20 protein-coding genes, 5 tRNA genes and 1 pseudogene are annotated in these 22508 nt (G+C 64.1%); 17 read left to right on the top strand and 9 right to left on the bottom strand.

Annotated elements, in window-relative coordinates; genetic code table 11:
- Window positions 1-83 precede the first annotated feature (83 nt).
- Window positions 84-749 (top strand): C40 family peptidase, encoded by a 666-nt coding sequence (locus tag F6X39_RS02085; RefSeq protein ID WP_187615403.1) that lies wholly within the window; start codon window positions 84-86, stop codon window positions 747-749.
- A gap of 113 nt (window positions 750-862) precedes the next feature.
- Here the strand turns inward: F6X39_RS02085 and F6X39_RS02080 are convergent, their stop codons facing one another.
- Window positions 863-1810, bottom strand: a complete 948-nt coding sequence (locus tag F6X39_RS02080) for a patatin-like phospholipase family protein (protein ID WP_187615402.1) — start codon at window positions 1808-1810, stop codon at window positions 863-865.
- A gap of 467 nt (window positions 1811-2277) precedes the next feature.
- Between F6X39_RS02080 and gltX the strand changes: the two genes are divergently transcribed.
- The 8 genes and pseudogenes from gltX (at window position 2278) to F6X39_RS02045 (ending at window position 5467) form a co-directional block, all read left to right on the top strand.
- Complete coding sequence (gene gltX / locus F6X39_RS02075; RefSeq protein ID WP_187615401.1) at window positions 2278-3687, top strand: glutamate--tRNA ligase; 1410 nt, start codon at window positions 2278-2280, stop codon at window positions 3685-3687.
- Between the two features lie 118 nt (window positions 3688-3805).
- A tRNA-Ala gene (locus tag F6X39_RS02070) sits at window positions 3806-3881 on the top strand.
- A gap of 187 nt (window positions 3882-4068) precedes the next feature.
- Window positions 4069-4144 (top strand) — tRNA-Glu (locus F6X39_RS02065).
- A gap of 87 nt (window positions 4145-4231) precedes the next feature.
- Window positions 4232-4308 (top strand) — tRNA-Asp (locus tag F6X39_RS02060).
- 61 nt (window positions 4309-4369) lie between these two features.
- Window positions 4370-4445 (top strand) — tRNA-Glu (locus F6X39_RS02055).
- An 80-nt stretch (window positions 4446-4525) separates the two neighbouring features.
- Window positions 4526-4602 (top strand) — tRNA-Asp (locus tag F6X39_RS02050).
- A gap of 133 nt (window positions 4603-4735) precedes the next feature.
- Window positions 4736-4879, top strand: a pseudogene (locus tag F6X39_RS36320) (group II intron reverse transcriptase/maturase); the annotation flags it as partial.
- Between the two features lie 123 nt (window positions 4880-5002).
- Complete coding sequence (locus F6X39_RS02045; RefSeq protein WP_187615400.1) at window positions 5003-5467, top strand: GNAT family N-acetyltransferase; 465 nt, start codon at window positions 5003-5005, stop codon at window positions 5465-5467.
- Between the two features lie 47 nt (window positions 5468-5514).
- Here F6X39_RS02045 and F6X39_RS02040 read toward each other — a convergent pair whose 3' ends face one another.
- Complete coding sequence (locus F6X39_RS02040; protein WP_184066258.1) at window positions 5515-6414, bottom strand: AraC family transcriptional regulator; 900 nt, start codon at window positions 6412-6414, stop codon at window positions 5515-5517.
- Between the two features lie 182 nt (window positions 6415-6596).
- Between F6X39_RS02040 and F6X39_RS02035 the strand changes: the two genes are divergently transcribed.
- On the top strand, window positions 6597-6998 hold the full coding sequence (locus tag F6X39_RS02035) for a gamma-glutamylcyclotransferase (RefSeq protein ID WP_187615399.1): 402 nt from the start codon (window positions 6597-6599) through the stop codon (window positions 6996-6998).
- A gap of 127 nt (window positions 6999-7125) precedes the next feature.
- Here the strand turns inward: F6X39_RS02035 and aceB are convergent, their stop codons facing one another.
- Window positions 7126-8718 (bottom strand): malate synthase A, encoded by a 1593-nt coding sequence (aceB, locus tag F6X39_RS02030; protein ID WP_187615398.1) that lies wholly within the window; start codon window positions 8716-8718, stop codon window positions 7126-7128.
- Window positions 8719-8798: 80 nt separating this feature from the next.
- Window positions 8799-9605 (bottom strand): haloacid dehalogenase type II, encoded by an 807-nt coding sequence (locus tag F6X39_RS02025; protein ID WP_187615397.1) that lies wholly within the window; start codon window positions 9603-9605, stop codon window positions 8799-8801.
- Window positions 9606-9756: 151 nt separating this feature from the next.
- On the opposite strand from F6X39_RS02025, the gene F6X39_RS02020 reads away from it, so the two are divergent.
- Together F6X39_RS02020 and F6X39_RS02015 are read left to right on the top strand one after the other, a co-directional pair.
- Window positions 9757-10659, top strand: a complete 903-nt coding sequence (locus tag F6X39_RS02020) for a LysR family transcriptional regulator (protein ID WP_187615396.1) — start codon at window positions 9757-9759, stop codon at window positions 10657-10659.
- Window positions 10660-10786: 127 nt separating this feature from the next.
- Window positions 10787-11221: a universal stress protein gene (locus F6X39_RS02015; RefSeq protein WP_090800630.1), complete on the top strand. Its 435-nt coding sequence runs from the start codon at window positions 10787-10789 to the stop codon at window positions 11219-11221.
- Window positions 11222-11491: 270 nt separating this feature from the next.
- On the opposite strand, the gene aceA is transcribed toward F6X39_RS02015, so the two are convergent.
- The 3 genes from aceA to F6X39_RS02000 form a co-directional block, all read right to left on the bottom strand.
- Window positions 11492-12796: an isocitrate lyase gene (aceA, locus tag F6X39_RS02010; protein ID WP_187615533.1), complete on the bottom strand. Its 1305-nt coding sequence runs from the start codon at window positions 12794-12796 to the stop codon at window positions 11492-11494.
- A gap of 401 nt (window positions 12797-13197) precedes the next feature.
- Entirely contained in the window at window positions 13198-14772 is a 1575-nt protein-coding gene (locus tag F6X39_RS02005) for a DEAD/DEAH box helicase (protein ID WP_187615395.1), read from the bottom strand.
- 499 nt (window positions 14773-15271) lie between these two features.
- Window positions 15272-15541, bottom strand: a complete 270-nt coding sequence (locus tag F6X39_RS02000) for an acyl-CoA-binding protein (RefSeq protein WP_187615394.1) — start codon at window positions 15539-15541, stop codon at window positions 15272-15274.
- A gap of 167 nt (window positions 15542-15708) precedes the next feature.
- On the opposite strand from F6X39_RS02000, the gene tsaB reads away from it, so the two are divergent.
- The 4 genes from tsaB to F6X39_RS01980 are packed head-to-tail and all read left to right on the top strand — an operon-like array spanning window position 15709 to window position 19034.
- Entirely contained in the window at window positions 15709-16545 is an 837-nt protein-coding gene (gene tsaB / locus F6X39_RS01995) for a tRNA (adenosine(37)-N6)-threonylcarbamoyltransferase complex dimerization subunit type 1 TsaB (RefSeq protein WP_187615393.1), read from the top strand.
- The gene (gene rimI, locus F6X39_RS01990; RefSeq protein WP_184049061.1) at window positions 16542-17036 is read left to right on the top strand and encodes a ribosomal protein S18-alanine N-acetyltransferase; all 495 of its coding nucleotides are present in this window, start codon (window positions 16542-16544) and stop codon (window positions 17034-17036) included. The genes tsaB and rimI overlap by 4 nt, the downstream gene beginning before the upstream one ends.
- Window positions 17023-18006, top strand: coding sequence for a uracil-DNA glycosylase family protein (locus F6X39_RS01985; protein WP_187615392.1), 984 nt, complete (start codon window positions 17023-17025; stop codon window positions 18004-18006). The genes rimI and F6X39_RS01985 overlap by 14 nt, the downstream gene beginning before the upstream one ends.
- Window positions 18003-19034 carry a DUF1853 family protein gene (locus tag F6X39_RS01980; RefSeq protein ID WP_410449872.1) on the top strand — a complete coding sequence of 344 codons (1032 nt, stop codon included), beginning with the start codon at window positions 18003-18005 and terminating at the stop codon, window positions 19032-19034. Before F6X39_RS01985 ends, F6X39_RS01980 begins: the two co-directional genes overlap by 4 nt.
- Before the next feature lie 6 nt (window positions 19035-19040).
- Here the strand turns inward: F6X39_RS01980 and thiD are convergent, their stop codons facing one another.
- Entirely contained in the window at window positions 19041-19847 is an 807-nt protein-coding gene (gene thiD / locus F6X39_RS01975) for a bifunctional hydroxymethylpyrimidine kinase/phosphomethylpyrimidine kinase (protein ID WP_187615391.1), read from the bottom strand.
- Between the two features lie 61 nt (window positions 19848-19908).
- Window positions 19909-21216, bottom strand: a complete 1308-nt coding sequence (gene lplT / locus F6X39_RS01970; protein ID WP_184022618.1) for a lysophospholipid transporter LplT — start codon at window positions 21214-21216, stop codon at window positions 19909-19911.
- A 218-nt stretch (window positions 21217-21434) separates the two neighbouring features.
- Here lplT and alr point away from each other — a divergent pair, with 218 nt between their 5' ends.
- The gene (alr, locus tag F6X39_RS01965) at window positions 21435-22505 is read left to right on the top strand and encodes an alanine racemase (protein ID WP_187615390.1); all 1071 of its coding nucleotides are present in this window, start codon (window positions 21435-21437) and stop codon (window positions 22503-22505) included.
- Window positions 22506-22508 lie beyond the last annotated feature (3 nt).

Genomic DNA, 22508 nt, shown 5'->3' with positions numbered 1-22508 from the left:
TTTTGACAGGCAAATACTTACTGGCTAGTATCGAGCAAACTTTTTTTCTAGACCCCTGATTTTTTGGCAAAAACTACCGACCAATGCAGCACAGAAACTTCACCCAGGCTTGCACGCGCGTCGTCGCCGGGATGTTCATTGGCGTCTTGATGGCAGCAGCTCCCGGCGCGTTCGCCGACGAAGTAAGCGGTTTTAATCAGAATGCCGCATATCCGACCGCCAACGGCTCGGATCCTCTCTCCCTTCTCACTCCCCAAACCAAGGCCGCCGGCAGCGAAAGCGGCAGCGCCAAATCGTTCCTTTCGGGCATGGCCGGCAAAGCGGGCGACGTGGTGGTCGGCGCGTTGAACATGATCGGCGTTCGCTACCGTTGGGGCGGCAATACGCCTGATTCGGGGCTCGATTGCAGCGGTTTCGTGCGCTACGTGTTCCAGGACACGCTCGGTCTCGCGCTGCCGCGCCGTGCCGAGGAAATGAGCCGCCTGGGCGAGAAGGTGCGGGTAAGCGACCTGAAGCCGGGCGATCTGGTGTTCTTCAATACGATGCGCCGCACGTTCTCGCACGTCGGCATCTATATCGGCGACAACAAGTTCGTGCACTCGCCGTCCACCGGCAGCACGATCCGCGTCGACGACATGGATGACGGCTACTGGGAAAAGCGCTTTACGGGTGCGCGTCGGATCGAGACCTCGTATCAGGCCGACGATCTGCGCAAGCGCGTGACCGCGACGATCGGCGGGAATAACTGATTCGGCGCCAGGCCTGGCGATAAAAAAGCCTGCTTCGTTCGAAGCAGGCTTTTTGCGTTTGATGCGCGCATTTTTGCCATGGCGACGCACAGCGACCGTGCGTCGCCGGGCTTTCAGGCTCCCATGCGCCGCGCGGCGAGCTTGCGCTGCAACTCCGGCATCATGTTCGCGGCCGCTTCCTCGCCGGCGAGGATCGCGGCGTTGCGCTGTGAGAAATCGCTGCCGCTCATCGCCGCGAGATTCGGCCGGATCACCACGTCGGCGTACTTGTCGAGCTCGTAGGCCTTGATCGTCTGGCCCATGATCGTGAAGGTCTGCATCAACACGTCGAACGAGCTTGCCGTGACGCCGGTTTCCGGTCGCTGGGAGATATCGACGGCGATCACGAAATCCGCGCCCATCTTGCGCGCGAACGACGCCGGTACCGGACTCACGAGACCCCCATCCACGTACTCGTGACCGCCGATCTTCACCGGCTCGAAAATCGACGGCACGCTGCATGACGCGCGCACCGCGATGCCGGTGTTGCCACGCTGGAACAGGATCGGCTGGCCGGTTTGCAGATCGGTCGCGACCACGCCGAGCGGCCTCGCCATCTTCTCGATCGGGCGGTTGTTCAGCGTCGTGTTCAGGTAGTTCTGCAGCGCGACGCCCTGCAGGAAGCCGCGCGTACGAAACGGCATCGCCCAGTCGCTGATCGACGCTTCGTCCATCGACAGCGCGAGCTTGTTCAGCGCGAAGCCGTTCATGCCCGACGCGTACAGCGCGCCGACGACGGAGCCGGCGCTCGTGCCGGCAATCAGGTCGATCTGGATATTGCGCGCCTCGAGAGCCTTGATGACGCCGATGTGCGCAAAGCCGCGCGCGGCGCCGCCGCCGAGAGCGAGCGCGACGCGAACCGGCTTCTGTTGCGCTTTTTCAGGCGGCGGGGGAACGGCGGGCGTCGCGGTGATCGGCGCGCCATCGAGTTTGCCGGCGGTCGTGGTGCAGGCGGCAAGCACCGCGGATGCGGCCGCCAGCGAAAAGCTGCGGCGGCTCAAGCTCGGGGATGAGGGTTTCAACGAGTTCTCCAGCAACGGCGCGCGCACCGCGATCAGGCTGAGGTCAGACCGGGCGGATCGCCGACGGCGATTGCGCGCGCTTGCAGCGGTGTTCGCTCCGTATCGGATCGAGGTGCGGTAAGCCCGCATCGCAGCGCGCGCACATCTTAATGCAAACGATCGGCTCGCGCGGTCCGCTGTAATGAAACGTTGCAGAGGAAGTATTCGGAACTGACGCGGCGCTTTTTCAAGATGAGTTGGGCGAGCGCTGGGAAGGTGCGTACGCAGATGTCCGGACGCCGTTCGCCCATACGCCTTAGGCCGTTCGGACGAGGGCGGCAACCCGCGTGCGGAAGGTATAATTCGGCTCTTGCACTTATTCCCTCGTGGCCGTGCGCGACGTCGCGCGCAGCATGGGCACGCTCCGCTGCCGCGCTTCGCAGCCATGTTCGCCTGAGCGCCGGCGCCTGTTTTCCGAGTAACCGCTAATGACCACCTCCGTTCGTACCCGTTTCGCACCGAGTCCCACCGGCTTCATCCACCTGGGCAACATCCGCTCCGCGCTGTATCCGTGGGCGTTCGCGCGCAAGATGAAAGGGACCTTCGTGCTGCGGGTCGAGGACACCGACCTCGAGCGCTCCACGACCGAATCCGTCGACGCGATTCTCGAAGGCATGGCGTGGCTCGGCCTCGATTTCGACGAAGGCCCGTTCTACCAGATGCAGCGCATGGACCGGTACCGCGAAGTGCTGAAGCAGATGCAGGAGGCGGGGCTCGTCTATCCGTGCTACATGTCGACCGAAGAGCTCGACGCGCTGCGCGAGCGCCAGCGCGAAGCAGGCGAAAAGCCGCGCTACGACGGCACGTGGCGCCCGGAGCCGGGCAAGGTGCTGCCGGAGCCGCCCGTGGGCGTGACGCCGGTGCTAAGGTTTCGCAATCCGCTGACCGGCGTGGTCGCGTGGGACGACGCGGTGAAAGGCCGCATCGAAATCTCGAACGAAGAACTCGACGACCTCGTGATCGCGCGTCCGGACGGCACGCCGACGTATAACTTCTGCGTCGTCGTCGACGATCTCGACATGCGCATCACTCACGTGATTCGTGGCGACGACCACGTCAACAACACGCCGCGCCAGATCAACATACTGCGCGCGCTCGGTGGCGAGCCGCCGGTGTATGCACACCTGCCGACCGTGCTGAACGAGCAGGGCGAGAAGATGAGCAAGCGCCACGGCGCAATGAGCGTGATGGGTTATCGCGATGCGGGGTATCTGCCGGAAGCGGTCGTCAACTATCTGGCGCGCCTCGGCTGGTCGCATGGTGACGCGGAAATTTTCACGCGCGAGCAGTTCGTCGAGTGGTTCGATCTCGAGCACCTCGGCAAGTCGCCGGCGCAGTACGACCATGACAAGCTGAACTGGCTCAACGCGCACTACATCAAGGAAGCCGACAACGCACGCCTCGCCGAACTGGCGAAACCGTTCTTCGCGGAGCTCGGCATCGACGAAGCCACACTCGCCCAAGGTCCGGATCTGACGGGCGTGGTGGGCCTGATGAAGGATCGGGCGTCGACCGTGAAGGAGATCGCGCAGAACGCCGCGATGTTCTATCGCACCCCGGCGCCCGACGCTGAGTCGCTTGCACAGCACGTCACCGACGCGGTTCGTCCGGCGCTCGCTGATCTGGCCGCTGCATTGAATACGGTCGAATGGACCAAGGAGGCGATCGCGGCCGCGCTGAAAGCGACGCTCGGCACGCACAAGCTGAAGATGCCGCAGCTCGCGATGCCGGTGCGTCTGCTGGTGGCGGGTACGACGCATACACCGTCGATCGATAGCGTGCTGATGCTGTTTGGTCGCGACGTCGTCGTTAGCCGCATCGAAAAAGCGCGTGGCTAATCCGTTGGCGGCGTGTCAGAGGTTTCGCATGCATCCGGAGAAAATTCGAATGTAATTGCTCAAAGGGTATTTACAAAGCGCAGATCGCCCTCTAAAATCTCGTTTCTCTGATGTGTGCGGGGGTATAGCTCAGCTGGGAGAGCGCTTGCATGGCATGCAAGAGGTCAGCGGTTCGATCCCGCTTACCTCCACCAACAGAGCAGAGAGGTGAAAGTGGTTAAGAAGTCTAATGGTTGTAGAAAAAAGACTTCCCAAATCGCTGAAATGTAGTTAAAGTAGCGGTCTTCGCTGTTGACCAGAAAATAGCTTGGCGAATTAACTGAAAAGTTAGCGCGAGTTGATCAAGTCAAAAGCGAATTGAGACGGATCTGAAAAGATTTTGTCCCCTTCGTCTAGAGGCCTAGGACATCACCCTTTCACGGTGAGTACAGGGGTTCGAATCCCCTAGGGGACGCCAAACATCAGCGTCGCTTTAGTATTCGAGTAGTAGAGCAGCGCAGCTTGCAGAGAATTAACCGACGCTCGCAAGCAGGGTGTAAAGACTGGAGTGGTAGTTCAGTTGGTTAGAATACCGGCCTGTCACGCCGGGGGTCGCGGGTTCGAGTCCCGTCCACTCCGCCAGACAAAGCCCGTTCACACATACTTGAACGGGCTTTTTCATTAAAGCTGTAAGCAGTACGTTGTCCCCTTCGTCTAGAGGCCTAGGACATCACCCTTTCACGGTGAGTACAGGGGTTCGAATCCCCTAGGGGACGCCAGAACATCGGCGTCGTTCGGTTGGAAGTTTGAACGGTGCAGCAGGCTGAGAGTATGGCTCGCAGGCTGCGATGCAAAATCTGGAGCGGTAGTTCAGTTGGTTAGAATACCGGCCTGTCACGCCGGGGGTCGCGGGTTCGAGCCCCGTCCGCTCCGCCAGATTTGAGAAAGCCCACTTCGCAAGAAGTGGGCTTTTTTTATTGTGCGCCCAGCATGGGCGCACTCCTGCGAGTGCAAGTCCCGCCATAAACAGAAAACGAATTGGGGAGGCCAGCGTGATCCGGCTGATCCGCCGTTGCTGGCCAACGTGTTGCTCGACGTGGTGGACAAGGAACTGGAACGGCGCGGCCACTGCTTCGTGCGCTGTGCCGACGATGCGAACGTGTATGTCCGCAGCCGTCGTGCTGGTGAGCGGGTGATGGCGCCTGCTCATAGGACCGTAACCGCTCCGTTTCTACTGCCGTTGCCGACCGCCTCCCGGAAGGCTCGGGACAAACAGCCATTGCCAGCGCGCGCGGCCTGTTTTACCGTTTATCCGACTCATCCTCGCGGTCCTGCCATGTTCGATCCCACCGAAGCTCCGTCACCGTTTCATCTGCGCACGGCCAGCATGGACGATTTCGAGTTTGCCGAGGCGCTGACCCGCAACAACATGGGCGGCTACTATCGCCGGCATCATCTGGTGTGGCGCAGCGATCTGTTTCTCGGCAGTTGGCGCGAATCGGAGAATTTCATTCTCGAAGTGGATGGCGTGCCGATGGGCGTGCTGCGTATCACCGAGGAGGGTGATTCGCTGCATATCCGCGACGTGCAGATCGCCGAAGGATATCGTCGGCTTGGCGCCGGTACGTTCCTGCTCGACATCTCGCATCAATGGGCGCGCGAGCGCGGGCTGCGCGAGTTGCAGTTGCGCGTGTTCGTCGACAATCCGGCGGCGCGGCTCTATCAGCGCAAGGGCTATAAGCTCACCGGGCCGCGGCTCGCGCAGCTAGGCGCAATCCGTCATCTGGCGCGGCGGGTTTGAGGCGTGCCCCGCATTGATGGCCGACGCGCAGCGCTAGTTGTCGCCATTCACCGCTCGGCGACGTCCGTCGAACCGGCTTGATCCTGTGCCGTTTCATCATCCGCTTGCGCGTCATCATGCTCGCCGTTGCTCGCGCGATGCTCGGCGCCTCGCTCGATAAACGCGCGTGGACTCGCGCCGAACGCACGCCGGAACATCGCGGAGAAGGCGCTCTGGCTCTGATAGCCCAGTTCCTGCGCGACGTGCGACAGCGGTCGTCCCTGGCTCAACAATGGAATGGCGCGCGCGAGAATCGCCTGCTGACGCCACTGCGAAAAACTCACACCCAGCTCCTGGCGGAACAGCCGCGCGATCGTGCGCGTGCTCGCGCCCACCGTCGATGCCCACTGCTCGAGCGACTCGCCATGCATCGGGTCGGCGATCACGGCCTCGCACAGCGCGCGCAGGCGCTTTTCGCTGGGCATCGGCACGGACAGCGGCAACGGCTCGGAGCGCGTCAGTTCATCGAGCGCGAGCGCGCCGAGCAACTGCTCGCGCGCGGCGGACAGACCAGCCGTATCGAGCGCGGCAATCACCTCGCGCAACAGGTTCGATACTTCGACGACGCGCGGCGTATCGAGCCCGGCCGGCACCGTACTCTCGGTGATGTACAGCGTGCGCAGGAACGCATCCTCGACGGCGACCACTTCGTGCGTCACATGCGGCGGCAACCAGATTGCGCGCGATGGCGGCACCATCCATGTCGTGCCCGTCGTTGCGACCCGCAGCACGCCGCGCGACGCATACGCGACCTGCGCCCAGGCATGCGTATGACGCGCGATATGCCAGCCCGCCGGCATTGGCCGCGAGCGCACGCGGATCGGATGCATCTCGTTCGGCGCGAACTCGGGCGGTATGTCGGCGAAACGCACGCGGCTCAACAAGTCGGAGTCGGAGGACGAGGTCATGGCAAGGTCGGTTCGGATCACGGAGCTGGCAACGGCGAAGCGCGGTCGAGGCCATTCACCGCCGCGGGCATCAAGCATTGTAGGCCGTGCCCAGTTTCTGTTGCCGACGGGCCGCCGTTGCATAATGTCCCGATGGCCCCCGAGCCACCGACATCACCTCTGACCATGGAGACTCAACGACGATGCAGACCGTCTTTGTCTACGGCACGCTGCGTGCCGGTGAAACCAACGACATCAGCGAAGCCGCCGCGCGCAACGACATCCCCGCACCGAGCCTGCTCGGCAGCACCACCGTGCGCGGCCATCTGTTCGATTTTGGCGCCTATCCGGGTCTCGTCGTCGACGAAGCGGGTATCGACGTGCGCGGCGACGTCTATGAAATCGACGATGCGCTCGTCACGGTGCTCGACGAAATCGAAGCCGTGTATCCGGGCGTCGAGGATCGTTTTCTGGCACGTGAGGTGATGGTCAAAGTGGACGGCAACGTCGTGAATTGCCGCTTCTATCCGGTCGCGCCGAGCGCTGTAAAAGGGCTGCCCGAGATCCGTTCAGGAGATTGGGTCGAACATCGGCGCACGCGCTGAGCTGGTCCACGAAGGCGAGCAAAAAAAACGGCGCGCCACGTATGTCCGCGGCGTGCCGTCGTTCAAGCCGATGCGATCACCTGGCTCGAGCAGGCCCAAGGCGCTCGAGCCCGCATCATCAACACCATCAAATCTCTTCGTAAAGCGGCAGCGTCAGAAAATCGGTGAACTGCTCCGCGGTCGACATCTGCTCGAAGATCTGCGCGGCACGCTCATACGGCTTCGTATCTCCGCCCACCGTCTGTTTGACCTTGTCGAGCTCCTGCGCCGCGAGCTCGCGCACCAGTTCGACCGTCACCTTGCGACCGTCGTCGAGTTTGCCCTTCGGCGAGCGGATCCACTGCCAGACCTGCGAGCGCGAAATCTCGGCGGTGGCCGTATCTTCCATCAGGTTGTGAATCGGCACGCAGCCATTGCCCGCGAGCCACGAACCGAGGTAGTGAATGCCGACGTTGATATTGTTGCGCAAGCCCGCTTCGGTGATCGGCGTTTCCGGGCGGAAGTCGAGCAGGTCGGTCGCGGTCACGAGCACGTCGACGCGCTGCTTGCCGATCTGGTTCGGCCGATCGCCGAGCACCTTGACGAACTCTTCCATCGCGACCGGCACGAGGCCCGGGTGCGCGACCCAGCCGCCGTCGTAGCCGTCGCCCGCGTCGCGCGCCTTGTCTGAACGCACGCCGGCCATCGCCTTGTCGTTCGCGGCCGCATCGTTCCTGATCGGAATCAGCGCGCTCATGCCGCCGATCGCCGGCGCGTTGCGGCGATGGCAGGTCTTCAGCAGCAGCAACGCGTACGCGCGCATGAACGGCGAGGTCATCGTGATCTGCGAGCGATCGGCGAGGCAGAAGTCACGGTCGCTCTTGAACTTCTTGATCGCCGAGAAGATGTAGTCCCAGCGGCCCGCGTTCAGGCCCGAGCTATGTTCACGCAGCTCGTACAGGATCTCGTCCATTTCGAACGCGGCGACGATCGTCTCGATCAGCACCGTCGCGCGAATCGTGCCGCGCGGCACGCCGACCGCTTCCTGCGCGGCGACGAAGATGTCGTTCCACAGCCGCGCTTCGAGATGGCTCTCCATCTTCGGCAGATAGAAGTACGGGCCCGAGCCGCGCGCGATCAACTCCTTCGCGTTGTGCACCATGTATAGCGCGAAATCGAAGATGCCACCCGACACGCGCTGGCCGTCGACCTTCACGTGCTTCTCATCGAGATGCCAGCCGCGCGGACGTACGATCAGCGTCGCGGTCCTGTCGTTGAGCCGGTACGCCTTGCCGTTCTGTTCGAGCGAGATCGTGCGGCGCACCGCGTCCTTCAGATTGATATGACCGGTGATCTGATTGTCCCAGCTCGGCGCATTCGAATCCTCGAAGTCGGTCATGTAGGAGTCCGCGCCCGAATTGAGCGCGTTGATGATCATCTTGCGCTCGACGGGGCCGGTGATCTCGACGCGCCGGCACTGCAGATCCTGCGGCAGCGGCGCGATCTTCCAGTCGCCTTCGCGCACGTTCTTCGTGGCGGCGAGGAAGTCGAGCCGCTCGCCCGCGTCGAGCCGCTTCGCGCGCTCGACGCGCGCCTGCAGCAACTGCTGACGGCGCGGCTCGAACGTACGGTGCAAGGCCGCGACGAGTTCCAGCGCTTCGCGGGTGAGGATCGCTTCAAAGCCGGGCTTGATGTCGCCGGTGATTTCCATGCCTTGCGGCAACGACAGCGAATTAGCCATGTTTTCTCCTTGGTCGGTCAGATTGCAAAAATGCGAAGGTTGAAAAGTGGGAAGTGGATTGCCGAATGCGAGGGGCGCCGTCATACGCGCGGGCCGGCGCGCTTGCGACTGCCACTGCCAGGAACTTTCGTTCGACCGCCGCCGCTCGAGCGTGACGACGTCGCGAGTGTGCGCAGAAAGTCCAGCAGATCGTTCATGCCGCTACCGGTGCCATGCGGCGTCACGCCGAGCTCTTCGACGGGCAGGTTCTGCCGGTTCAGCCAGAACGTCGTGAAGCCGAACCATGTCGCGCCCGCGACGTCCCAGCCGTTCGACGACACGAACACGATCTCGCGCGCGGCCACGCCGAACGCGTCGGGGCCGAGCGCATACGCGGCAGGCGAGGGTTTGTACGCGCGCACGGCGTCGACCGACAGCACGTGATCGAAGAGGGCGTTCATGCCGGCGCTCTTGACCGCGATGTCGAGCATTTGCGGATTGCCGTTTGACAGAATCGCGAGCCCCACGCGTGGCGCGGCGGCGGCCTCGCGCAACGCACGCAGCACGGGCACCGCGTCGGGAAATGCGGACAGGCACGCGTATTCGTCCATCAGCCGCTTTTCGGCCGCGCGGCCGAGCGTGAGCTGCAGTCTTTTCGCGGCGAAGCGCAGCGCGTCGAGCGTGATGTCCCAGAACGGGCGGTAGTGTTCGCCGGGGGCGTCGCTGCGCGCGGCGAGCGTGCGCAATTGCGTGTATTCGATCTGCTTCTGGCGCCACAGCTGCGACAGCGCCTCGCCGTGGCTGGGGAACAGTTGCTCCGCGGCGGCGATCACCGAATGCACATCGAACAACGTGCCATAGGCGTCGAAAATCACTGCTCGCGGGGAAGGTGTCGTTGTGGCCGACATTGCCATGCGCTCCTGTCAGAGGTCGGGATCGATTGTATTGCTGACCTTAGGTGCTAAAAAATAGGCTAAAGATCACTTGATCTTTTACTTTTTCGTCCCTAATCTGACGCGCACTGCTCCCTTTTCCGCCTCGCCGCGGCGCGTATCGTTCATGGACCGTTTCAAGCAGATCGAGACCTTCGCCACTGTCGCGGCCAAAGGGAGCCTGTCCGCGGCGGCGCTCGCCGAGGGCGTCGCGCCCGCGATCATCGGCCGGCGCATCGACGCACTGGAGGAGCGCCTCGGCGTCAAGCTGCTCGTGCGCACGACGCGCAAGATCACGCTGACCTTCGAAGGCTCGGCCTTTCTCGAAGACTGCCAGCGCATTCTTCACGACATGCAGAACGCCGAGGCGAGCGTGTCGGCGGGCGGCGTGAAGGCGAGCGGCCATCTCCGGCTGTCGGCGCCGGCCGGCTTCGGGCGCCGGCACGTGGCGCCACTGGTGCCCGCGTTCACGGTCGCGCATCCGGACGTCTCGATCACGCTCGATCTGTCCGACCGTCTCGTCGACCTCGTCAACGAAGGTTTCGATTGCGCGGTGCGGCTCGGCGAGTTGCCCGATTCGTCGCTGGTGTCGCTGAAGCTCGCGGAGAACCGGCGCGTATGCGTCGCGTCGCCCGCGTATCTGAGCCGGCGCGGCGCGCCGCACAGCCTGGCCGATCTCGCGCGCCACAACTGTCTCGCGCTCGGCGCCAGCGCGAACCAGCAGCGCGGCTGGATGTTTCAGCACGGCGGCAAGGTCGTGTCGATCAAGGTGTCCGGCACGATGGAGTGCTCGGACGGCGCGGTGCTGCACGAATGGTGTCTCGCCGGACACGGGCTCGCGTGGCGCTCGTGGTGGGAGGTCGGCGCGGAGATCGCGACGGGCCGCCTCGTCAGCGTGCTCGACGAATTCGCCGCGCCGCCGATCGGCATCCACGCGGTGTTCCCGCAGCGCCGTCATCTGCCGCTGCGGGTGCGGCTGTTTCTGGACTTTCTCAAGCATACGTACGGCGAACCCGGTTACTGGGACTGATGCTCCAATCTCCAGACAGACGCGAATACCCGCATTCATACGCATTACAATCGTTTCGAGCAGCCTGCACCCTGGGCTTTGTTGGACGCTGACGCCGTGCTGCGGGCAGCCGGCGACGGAGGGGATCATGTTCAGGCACATCCTGGTTCCGACCGATGGTTCAGATCTGTCACGCAAGGCGATAGCGGGCGCGATCGACCTCGCGCAGGCCGTGGGCGCCCGCGTTACCGCATACGCCTGTCTGCCGCAATATCCGTACTCGCCGTTCTCCGATGTCGTGGTCGAACCGCCCGGCGAGTTCCTGCAACGCAGCGAGCGCGAGGCGCGCGTGCATCTGCGCGAAGTCGAGCATGCGGCGCACCGCGTCGGCGTCAGTGTCGAGAGCCGCACGAGCGTGCATCCGGCGCCGTATCTCGGCATCATCGAAGCGGCCGAGCAGGGGCGCTGCGACGTGATCTTCATGGCATCGCATGGGCGGCGCGGGCTCGGCAGCCTGCTGATCGGCAGTGAAACGCAGCGCGTGCTCACGCATACGAAAATTCCTGTGATCGTCTATCGCTGAATCGCTTGGCACTGCCGGCAGCGTGCCGGCATGCACCGCCTTCGAAAAAAAGCGCGCCGGCGGCGCTGCCGGCGCGTTCAGGTTCGCCGCACGCTTGCCGCGCGCTGGCTTCTTTGAGACTCTCCGGCCGTCGGCGTTCGCGCTGACGCTCTCACCAATCCAGGACGGCACGGCCCTCCCCGCGTCGGCGGCACTCTGGTGGTGCCGCTCGACGTTTGCCGATCGTTCCTGCGCTCAGGCCACGGGACTGCGTAACCCGACTGGCTGATCTCAGGCGACCTTCTTGTCGAAGAACTGCTCGTTTTCCGTCGAACCGTGCAGCGCGGTCGTCGATGCTTCGCGCTCGACCGTCTGCGTGACCGCGTCGAAGTAGCCGGTGCCGACTTCGCGCTGATGCTTGACCGCGGTGAAGCCCTTTTCGGCCGCCGCGAACTCCGCCTGCTGCATTTCGACGAACGCGGTCATCTGGTTGCGCGCATAGCCGTACGCGAGGTTGAACATCGAGTAGTTCAGCGCGTGGAAGCCGGCCAGCGTGATGAACTGGAACTTGTAGCCCATCGCGCCGAGTTCGCGCTGGAACTTCGCGATCGTCGCGTCGTCGAGGTTCTTCTTCCAGTTGAACGACGGCGAGCAGTTGTACGACAGCAGTTGGTCCGGGTACTCCTTGTGGATCGCGTCGGCGAATTTCTTGGCGAACTCGAGGTCCGGCTTGCCGGTTTCGCACCAGATCATGTCTGCGTACGGCGCATAGGCGAGGCCGCGCGAGATTGCCTGCTCGAGACCGGGCTTCGTGCGATAGAAGCCTTCGACGGTACGCTCGCCGGTCAGGAACGGGCGGTCGTTGTCGTCGATGTCCGAGGTCACGAGATCGGCGGCTTCCGCGTCGGTGCGGGCGAGCAGCACGGTCGGCACGCCCGACACATCGGCGGCCAGACGCGCGGCTGTCAGCTTCGCGACGGCTTCGCGGGTCGGCACGAGCACCTTGCCACCCATGTGACCGCACTTCTTGACCGATGCGAGCTGGTCTTCGAAGTGCACGCCGGACGCGCCCGCTTCGATCATCGCCTTCATCAGTTCGAACGCGTTCAGCACGCCGCCGAAACCGGCTTCCGCGTCGGCCACGATCGGCGCGAAGTAATCGACGTAGCCTTCATCGCCCGGGTTCTTGCCTTCCGACCACTGGATCTGGTCGGCGCGCGTCAGCGTGTTGTTGATGCGCTTGACGACGAGGGGTACCGAGTTGGCCGGATACAGCGACTGGTCCGGGTACATTTCACCGGCGACGTTGGCATCGCCCGCGACCTGCCAGCCCGACAGATAGATTGCCTTCAGACCAGCCTTCACCTGCTGCATCGCCTGGTTGCCGGTCAGCGCGCCGAGCGAGTTGACGAACGGCTCGTTGTTGACGGCGGCCCACAGCTTTTCCGCGCCGCGCTTCGCGAGCGTGTGCTCAGGTTGCACCGAGCCGCGCAGACGCACCACGTCTTCGGCCGAGTAGGTGCGCTTGACACCTTTCCAACGCGGGTCCGCTTCCCATTGCTGCTTGAGTTGCTGCACTTGCTGTTCGCGGGTCATGGTCATGATGTGCTCCTTCGATGCCAGTTATGGAGGATGGGTGACTCTGTCTTCTCGAAGCGTCGGGCCCGGAGAGGTGTTCTGTTTCGTGAAGTCTTATATAAGAGTCTAGGCAAATCGAAGGAGACGCAATAGACGCCGCAAAGCGTTTTTCTAATATTTATTTTTATATAAAATCAATGACTTGATGCCTGCGTTTCGCGATAAGAAACGATATTTTCCCTGTTGCAATAGTCCTTCTTGTGCCTTGCAGCATGATTTTTTACGACGCAAAAAAATTTTTTACATCGTGAAATTTGGGGCGGGCAGTCGATAGACGAAAAAAAACCGGCGCCCGAGCGCCGGTTTTCTTCAGTGTCACGGACGGCGCGAAGCCATCCGGTCGGTCAGGTGGGTCGCTATTAGCTGCCGCGACGTGCCGAACGGGGACCGTCGCTGCGGCGCGCGCCGTAGCCGTCACGCGAACCACCGCCGAAGCCTTCGCGCGAACCGCCGGCCGACTTGTTACCCCAGCCGCCGCCGTTGCCATTGCCATTGCCATTGCCATTACCGTTGCGCGAGCCGCCGTAGCCGCCCGGCTTGCCCGAGCCGCTGCCGAAGCGACGGCCGTTACCACCGCCAGGACGGCCGCGGCCGCCGAAGCCAGGACGGCCGTTGCCCGAGGGCGCCGCCTTGCGCGGCTCGAAGCCTTCGACGACGTTGACCGGCAGCGGCGTGCGCACGAAGCGCTCGATGCGCTTCAACGCGCCCTGTTCGGCGTGATGCACGAGGCTTACGGCGATACCCGAGCGGCCCGCACGGCCGGTACGGCCGATACGGTGCACGTAGTCTTCGGCGAACTTCGGCAGGTCGTAGTTGAACACGTGCGTGATGCCCGGGATGTCGATACCGCGAGCGGCGACGTCGGTCGCAACCAGCACGCGCACGCGGCGCTCGCGCAGTGCGCGGATCGTGCGGTTACGCGCGCCTTGCGGCAGGTCGCCGTGCAGCGCGGCCGATTCGAAGCCGGCGTCGGCCAGACGGCCCGCCAACTGGTCGGCGTCCATCTTGGTGGCCGTGAAGACGATGGCCTGGTCGAGGCCGTCGTCACGCAGCAGATGGTCGAGCAGACGGTCCTTGTGATCGCGGTCGTCGACGTAGTGGACGGTTTGCGCGATGTTGGTGCGCTGTTCCAAGCGCTGGACGATCTCGATCCGCTCCGGGTCCTTCAACAGACGGCCGGTCAGCGAGCCGATTTTGCCGTCGAGCGTGGCGGAGAACAGCATGGTCTGACGCGTAGCCGGCGTTTGGGCGACGATCGTGTCGATGTCGTCGATGAAGCCCATGTCGAGCATGCGGTCGGCTTCGTCGAGCACGAGGATCTGCAGTTGCGACAGATCGATGCGGCCGCGCTCGAGGTGGTCGATCAGACGGCCCGGCGTTGCGACGAGGATTTCAGGGTTCTTCGCGAGCAGCATCAGCTGCTGGCCATAAGCGACGCCGCCAAGAATGCTGACGGTGCGCAGGCGCTTCAGGTGCTTGCCGTACGTCGCTGCGGCGGTCGTGACCTGCATCGCCAGTTCGCGGGTCGGGGTCAGCACCAGCATGGTAGGACGCGCGACCGGCTGCGGACGGCGGCCGCGGCCACCGTCGGCCGGGCGCGGTTCGCGCGGCTGGCTCGCCTGCGTCTTTTGCAGCTGCGAGAAACGCTCGATGGCGGGCAGCATGAACGCGGCGGTCTTGCCCGAGCCGGTCGGGCTCGAAACCAGCAGATCGCGGCCGGCGATCGCTGCCGGCACCGCGCGTTGCTGCACCGGCGTCGGGTGCTCGTAGCCGGCGGCGGTCAGCGCGGAGACGACGTCCGCGGACAGGCCGAGCGACGCGAAGGTCGGCTTGGCGTCAGCCTGCGCGGCGGCTTCGGGAGCGGCGGGCGAAAGACCGAGTGTTTCGTCGGCGATGGCGTTCAACGGGCTGCTGGAGGTATTGCTCAAAGTCATGTGAATCCTTGAAAACGATCCTGGGTGGTTCATCGGATGAAAACGTCAACGCCAATCGGCATACCCAAGTCGTCGGATTCAGCGAGCAAAACAGCAGCGAGCAAATCGAAAAACGGGGGCAACTCGCGACAATGAAGGCGAGTTTTTCGTTAGAAGCTGTATCGGATGCGACGTGCCAACATGGCGAGTCGCCAGCCTGGGACTTGAGCCCGGAGCGGGCTAGGCAGAAGGGGACAGGTTCTAAACTGGATTGGAGCAAACGCTATGGACGCTGCGCCGCGAGGACCGCTGGAAAAACGGGCAAAGCAGTGAAGCGCAGGCGGCATTATAGCGACATTTGCTGCACTGCGCCACCATTCAGGCAATTCCGACAGAAGAAAGTGCCGGAACGAAGTAGGCGAGTGAGGGCGGCGGTCGGAGCTTCGTGTCCGAAACCGCCGCGAGGCGGTCGCAGCATTGCCACACGGCCATTTCGGCAGATGATTGGCGCGCCGGAAACTCAGGCCGCGGTGCCGCTCTTCAGCGATTCGACGAGTTCGACGTATTGCTGCTTCGCAGCGTCCTGCGCGGTGCCCTTGAGCGCCGTCCACGCATCGTACTTGTATTTGCCGACGATGTCGGTGAAGCCCGGCTTGTCGCCGTGCACGTCGCCTTCGCTCGCCTGCTTGAAGAGCGCATAGAGGCGCAGCAGCGTCAGGTTGCCCGGACGCTCGGGCAGTTGCTTGACGTCTTGCTGGGCTTGCTCGAACTGGGAATTGATGTCGGTCATGGTCGTTTGGCCCGCGTGGCGGGATAGATGAGATCGGCCGAAAATCATAGCAATTGCCCGCCGCCCCGGGACCGAGGGCTTATTCCAAACGATGACGGCCGCGAAGCCGGGCAGCGCGGCCGCGCAAACCACGATTCAGGCGCACCGCGCCGATTACAATACGGTCCATGACTCAAACAGTGCTCCTTGCCCTCGATACATCGACCGAGTTCTGCTCGGCGGCGCTCGTGTCCGCGTCCGTCGATGCCGCCGGTCAGCCCAGCGCCGAACCGCGCGTCTGGGTTCGTCACGAACAAACCGGCGCGGTGTCCAGTACCCGCCTGCTGCCGGCGATCCGCGAACTGTTCGACGAAGCCGGCCTCACGCTGGCGGATTGCGACGCGATCGCGTTCGGCTCGGGTCCGGGTTCGTTCACCGGGCTGCGTACGGCGACCGGCGTCGCCCAAGGCCTCGCGTTCGGCCTGAACCTGCCGGTCGTACCGATCGGCACGCTGCTCGCGTGCGCGGAGAGCGCCCGCCTGCGCGATCCGTCGACGACGCGCGTGCTCGCCGCGCTCGACGCGCGCATGGACGAAATCTACTGGGCCGACTACGCGTGGGACGACATGCAACACGAATGGCGCACCGTGCAGGCGGCGACGCTCGATGCACCCGAGCGGCTCGTGCTGCCCGACGTGCCGTTCACACTCGCCGGCAACGCGGCCGCCGCGTTCGGCGAGCGCTTGCCGGCGGTCGCGGCCGCGCGGAGCGTCGATGGCCAAGCGTTGCCGCATGCGTTGCCGCTCGCGTACGCGGCGCTGCGCGCGTTTCATGCGGGCCGCACGGTGCGCGCCGATCAGGCCGCACCCGAGTACGTGCGCGACAAGGTCGCGCAGACGACCGCAGAGCGCATGGCCGACAAAGCGGCGAAATCAGCCAAAGCGGCTCACAGCGCCGAGCAGTCCGCGCAGCACGCGCCCGATGGCGGCTCCGGCCAACCGTCCCCCGACGAGGCGCGCCCATGAGCGGCGTGCTGCTCACGGACCGCTACATGTCGCCGATGACCGAAAGCGACCTGGACGAAGTCGCCGCGATCGAGAAACTTGCGTATGAGTTTCCGTGGAGCCGCGGCAACTTCGGCGACTCGCTGCGCAATGGCTATTTCGGCGTCTGTCTGCGTCACGTGACGGGGACGTTGATCGGCTACTGCGTGCTGATGCCAGTCGTCGATGAAATGCATCTGCTGAATCTGTGCGTCACGCCGCAAGCACAAGGCGCCGGCGCAGGCCTCGCGCTGCTGCGCGAGGCGGTGCGCATCACGCACGCGGAGAGGCTCGAGGGGCTGCTGCTCGAAGTGCGGCCGTCGAATCGTCGGGCGATCCGGTTGTACGAGCGCTTCGGCTTTGCGTCGATCGGCCGGCGCAAAAATTATTATCCGGCGCGGCATCGCGGCCGGGAGGACGCGATCGTGATGCGTCTGTCGTTAGCCACGGAGGGCGCAGATGGCGCTGCATGAATCGGTGCTCGAAGAATTCGGACTCGCGCCGTTGTGGGTGCGTCGCGGACTCGCGGCGCGAGAGGAGGCCGGGCAGAGTGATGCGCTGCAGTCGCCGCGGGAACACGCGGAAGACGTGCGTCGCGCGGAGCCTGCGACGCAGACCTCGCGCGAACCGCTGCGCGCGTCCGCCCAGGTGCAGCCGCCGCAAGTGCAGCGCGAATCCACGCCGCGCTTCGACGAAACTGCAGCGCGGCGCGAAACATCAGAACCGCAAACTGACTTTTCAGCCCCGCCGACTTTCGACGCCCCTTCCGAGGACGACTTCGCGTGGTTCGACGATCCGACCGCATCGGCCTCCGCGCCCGCCGAAGCGCGCCGCGACGCGCCCGCGCTGCCGTCTATCCACACACTCGACTGGGACGCGCTCGCCGAGCGCGTCGCCGGATGCGAGGCGTGCCGGCTGTGCGAGAAGCGCACGAACACGGTGTTCGGCGTCGGCGATCGCGAGGCCGACTGGATGCTGATCGGCGAAGCGCCCGGCGAGAACGAGGACCGACAAGGCGAACCGTTCGTTGGCCAGGCCGGCAAGCTGCTCGACAACATGCTGCACTCGCTCGCGCTCGCGCGCGGCACCAACGTGTATATCGCCAACGTGATCAAGTGCCGGCCGCCTGGCAATCGCAATCCGCAGCCGGACGAAGTCGCGCGTTGTGAACCTTATCTACAGCGTCAGGTGTCGCTCGTGAAGCCGAAGCTGATCGTCGCGCTCGGCCGTTTCGCCGCGCAAAGTCTGCTCAGGACCGACGCGAGCATTTCGTCGTTGCGCGGCCGCGTGCATACGTACGAGGGCGTGCCGGTGATCGTCACCTATCACCCGGCCTATTTGCTGCGTAGCCTGCCCGACAAGGCCAAGGCCTGGGCGGATCTGTGCCTCGCGCGTGCCACGTGGCTCGCGAACGGCGGCGTGCCGTCGAACGAATCAAAGTGACGATGCCCGAGGGACCGGCGGCGCGCATGCCCGCCGCGTTTGTCAGCCGCGCGGCGCTTCTCGATACCTTGCTGGGTTTGCGTGGCGATGCTTCAGTCGATGCGCTGCGCGATCCCGCTGTCCGCGATCTCGCGTGGCTGCTGCTCAGTCCCGATCTGTTGCGCCCTCAGCTTCCCATAGGCGCGCTCGCCGATCCTTTCGGCACGCCGCAGGAATTGCAGGCCACGCTCGACTGGCTGCGCGCGCTCGACGCCGCGCCGGCACTTCTGCGTCAGGATCTCGCGGCAACGCGTATCACGCGCCTTGGCCGCTACGCCGAACGCCTGCTGGGCTTTTTCCTTCGTCATGGACCGGCGACGCAACTGATCGCAGCGGGTGTGCCGCTACGACATGCGGGCCTCACGCTCGGTGAATGCGATTTCCTCGTGCGCACGCGCCAGGGAGCGCGACTGCATTGGGAACTCGCGGTGAAGTGCTATCTGCATGCGGGCGATGCGAATGGGGCAGAGGCGGCGCGTCTCGCCGATTACGTCGGCCCCAATCTGAAAGACCGCCTCGATCTGAAGCTCGCGCATTTGCTCGATCATCAGTTGCCGCTCAGCGCACGCGAGGAATTTGCCTCGACGGGCTATGCGGGCGCGTGGACGCCGCAGATGTTCGTCAAAGGCTGGCTGTTTTACCGGCATGGCGAGATGCCGACCGATCCTGCCGAACTCGATCCCGCGCACGGTCGCGGCTGGTGGGTCACGCATCGCGACTGGCCGGCTTTCGCGTGCGCGTATGCGCACAGGTGGCGGGTGTTGCCGCGGCTCGAATGGCTCGCGCCGCAATATCGAACGCAAGCCGGTGCGGACGACACGTGGTACGTCGACGCAAACACGCTCGCCGCGCAGATCTCACCGCAACACGGCCCGACGATGGTCGCCGGATTCATCGAAGACAACACGGGGCGTGTACTTGAACGCTCGCGCGGCTTTATCGTGCCCGACGACTGGCCCGAGCACGCGCGGCGTTACGCGAAGCAATGACGTCGCTCACCACCACCGATGAAAGTGATGCACCGGCCCCACGCCGTGGCCGACGTCGAGCCGCTCGCTCGCCTGCAACGCACCCGTCAGATAAACCTTCGCATCGGCGACCGCGCGAGCGAGATCGTCGCGCTGCGCAATCAAGGCCGCGATCGCCGACGACAACGTGCAGCCCGTTCCGTGCGTGTTCTTCACCGGCACGCGCGGACCGCCGAGACGCAGCGTGCCGCCTTCCTGCACGAGCCAGTCGGGGCTATCGGTCGCGCTCAGATGGCCGCCCTTCATCAGCACCGCGCGCGCGCCGAGCGCGCGCAACGCTTCGCCTTGCTCGACCATGCCGGCTTCGTCGGCGGCGGGTTGCATGCCCAGCAATGCGGCCGCTTCCGGCAGATTCGGCGTCAGCAGATCGGCGAGCGGCAGCAGTTCGTCGCGTACCACCGCGACCGCATCGGGTAGTAATAGCGCGTGATTGCTCTTCGAGATCATCACCGTATCGAGCACGATGTGTTTGGGCTGATGACGGCGCAGCGCGTCGGCGACCGCACGCGCGATCGGCGCATTCGCGAGCATGCCGATCTTCACCGCGTCGATGCGGATGTCGTCGAACACCGCGTCGAGCTGCGCGGTGACGAAGCCCGGGTCCGGCGCATGAATCGCGCTCACGCCGCGCGTGTTCTGCGCGGTCAGCGCGGTGATCACGCTCGCGCCATAGGCGCCGAGCGCGGAGAAGGTCTTCAGATCGGCCTGGATGCCGGCGCCGCCGCCGGAGTCGGAACCGGCGATCGTCAGCACATTGGGAATCGATTGAGTCATGGTCGAGCGAGGAAGAAGGGGGGCGCGCTCGTGTGTGCCGCGGCCGGCCCGGCGCAGCCGATCAGTGCTTGGCTTCGCCGATCAGCGCTACCGAATCGAAGGCACGCTGGTTCGCCTGATGGCGTCGCATCACGAGCCACATCATCAGGCAGACGAAGGTGCCGAACAGCACGATCACGACGGTGACCGGCACGTCGAGCCACACGAGCACTGCGTACAGGCACAGCATCACGAGCACGGACAGATTCTCGTTGAAGTTCTGCACGGCGATCGAATGGCCCGCCGACAGCAGCACGTGCCCGCGATGCTGCAGCAGCGCATTCATCGGCACGACGAAAAAGCCCGACAGGCCGCCCACGAACATCAGGAAGATATACGCGAAAATCAGATAGCCCGATACGTGCATGCGGCCAAAATACACGCCCCAGTGCGGGGGAAACAGATCGCGCGTGTAGAACGCCATCAGCATCACGGAGATACCCATCATGATGCCGACCGGCAAGACCGACAGCGACTTCTTCAACGGCACACGCGAAGCCGCGAAAATCGCGCCGAACGCGACGCCAACCGCGACCACCGCCTGCAGGATCGCCGCCTCGGACAGCGACATGCCCAGCGACACTTCGGCCCACTTCAGCACGATGAATTGCAGCGTCGCGCCCGCACCCCAGAACAGCGTCGTCACGGCGAGTGAAATCTGTCCGAGCTTGTCACGCCACAGCACGAGAAAGCAGTCGGCGAAATCGGTGATCAGGCGGATCGGCCCGTGCTCCTGTCGCGGATAGCGCGCGCCGGTGTCGGGAATGCGCAGATTGAACAGCGCGGCGATCACGTAAATGGCCATGATCACGACCATCGCGGCTTCCGCGGGCGTGTTCACGGTGGGGACGTGCCATTTGAGAATCGGCGCGGCGATATGCGGGCTGATCAGCGCGCCGCCGAGCACCGTGCCGAGAATGATCGAGCCGACCGTGGTGCCTTCGATCCAGCCGTTCGCGGCAACGAGCCGGTCAGGCGGCAACAGTTCAGTGAGAATGCCGTATTTGGCGGGCGAGTAGGCCGCCGCACCGAAACCGACGATGCCGTACGCAAGCAGCGGATGCGCGCCGACCAGCATCGTTATGCAGCCAACCACCTTGATCGTATTGGTGATGAACATCACGCGTCCTTTCGGACGGGAGTCGGCGAAGGCGCCCACGAAGGCGGCAAGAACGACGTACGACAGCACAAAAAACAGCTTGAGCAGCGGCGTCATCCAGTTCGGAGCGTGAAGATCTTTCAGCAGTGCGATAGCGGCGATCAGAAGCGCATTGTCGGCCAGCGACGAAAAAAACTGCGCGGCCATGATGGTGTAAAAACCTTTTTTCATCTGATGCGATGCTGTCCTCGCTGCGGTCTGTCCGCCCCGGCCGTTTGTCATGTGTCCGGGCTTATGCCGATCGAAATGGGTTGTGCGCACGGCTTTATATCATGAAAATAGCTGAATTCGGACTAGCAGAATCCTTGATCGCACCGCCCAGCGGGCCGCCGAGCGCTGAAAACGCCCTGTAAGCCGCTGATTCGCAAGTGTCTTTACGAAAAAATCCCATGCCGCGCCCCCTTTCCGCCACGATTCATACCGCTGCTCTCGCCAATAACCTTGCTGTCGCGCGGCGCTATGCGCCGAAATCGAAAATCTGGGCCGTCGTCAAGGCTAATGCCTACGGGCATGGCCTCGCGCGCGTGTTTCCCGGTTTGCGCGCTACGGACGGCTTTGGGCTGCTGGACCTCGAAGAAGCGGTGAAGTTGCGTGAATTGGGCTGGGCGGGCCCAATTCTTCTGCTGGAAGGCTTTTTTCGGCCGACCGATATCGACGTAATCGACCGCTACAGTTTGACCACGGCGCTGCATTCGGACGAGCAGCTGCGCATGCTCGAAATGGCGCGTCTGTCGAAACCGGTCAATATTCAGTTGAAGATGAACACCGGCATGAACCGGCTCGGCTACACGGTCGAAAAATTCCGTGCCGCGTGGGAACGTGCGCGCGCCTGTCAGGGCGTCGGCCAGATCACGTTGATGACGCATTTTTCCGATGCCGATGCCGAGCGCGGCATCGCGCATCAGATGGAGGCGTTCGAGCGCGGCGCGCAGGGCATCGCCGGTGCGCGCAGTCTGTCGAATTCGGCTGCGACGCTGTGGCATCCGGAAGCGCATTTCGACTGGGTGCGTCCGGGCATCATCCTGTACGGCGCGTCGCCGTCCGGCGTGACGGCCGCGATCGACGGCACGGGCCTGCAGCCCGCGATGACGCTCGCGTCGGAATTGATCGCCGTGCAGACGCTCGGCGAAGGCAGCTCGGTCGGCTATGGGTCGAGATTCACTGCGCGCGGTCCGATGCGCATCGGCGTGGTCGCGTGCGGTTACGCGGACGGCTATCCGCGCGTCGCGCCGGAAGGCACGCCGGTGATCGTCGATGGCGTGCGCACACGGATCGTTGGACGTGTGTCGATGGACATGCTGACCGTCGACCTGACCCCGGTGCCGACCGCCAACGTCGGCTCGCGCGTGGAATTGTGGGGCACCGCGCTGCCCATCGACGACGTCGCGCAGGCCTGCGGCACGATCGGCTACGAGCTGATGTGCGCGGTCGCGCCGCGTGTGCCGGTTCGGGCGGAGTAACGC

This window comes from Paraburkholderia sp. UCT2 (assembly GCF_014397665.1).
Taxonomy (GTDB): domain Bacteria; phylum Pseudomonadota; class Gammaproteobacteria; order Burkholderiales; family Burkholderiaceae; genus Paraburkholderia; species Paraburkholderia tuberum.
The sequence above is the reverse complement of the archived record's forward strand: the minus strand, read 5'-3'. Positions and strand labels throughout refer to the sequence as shown.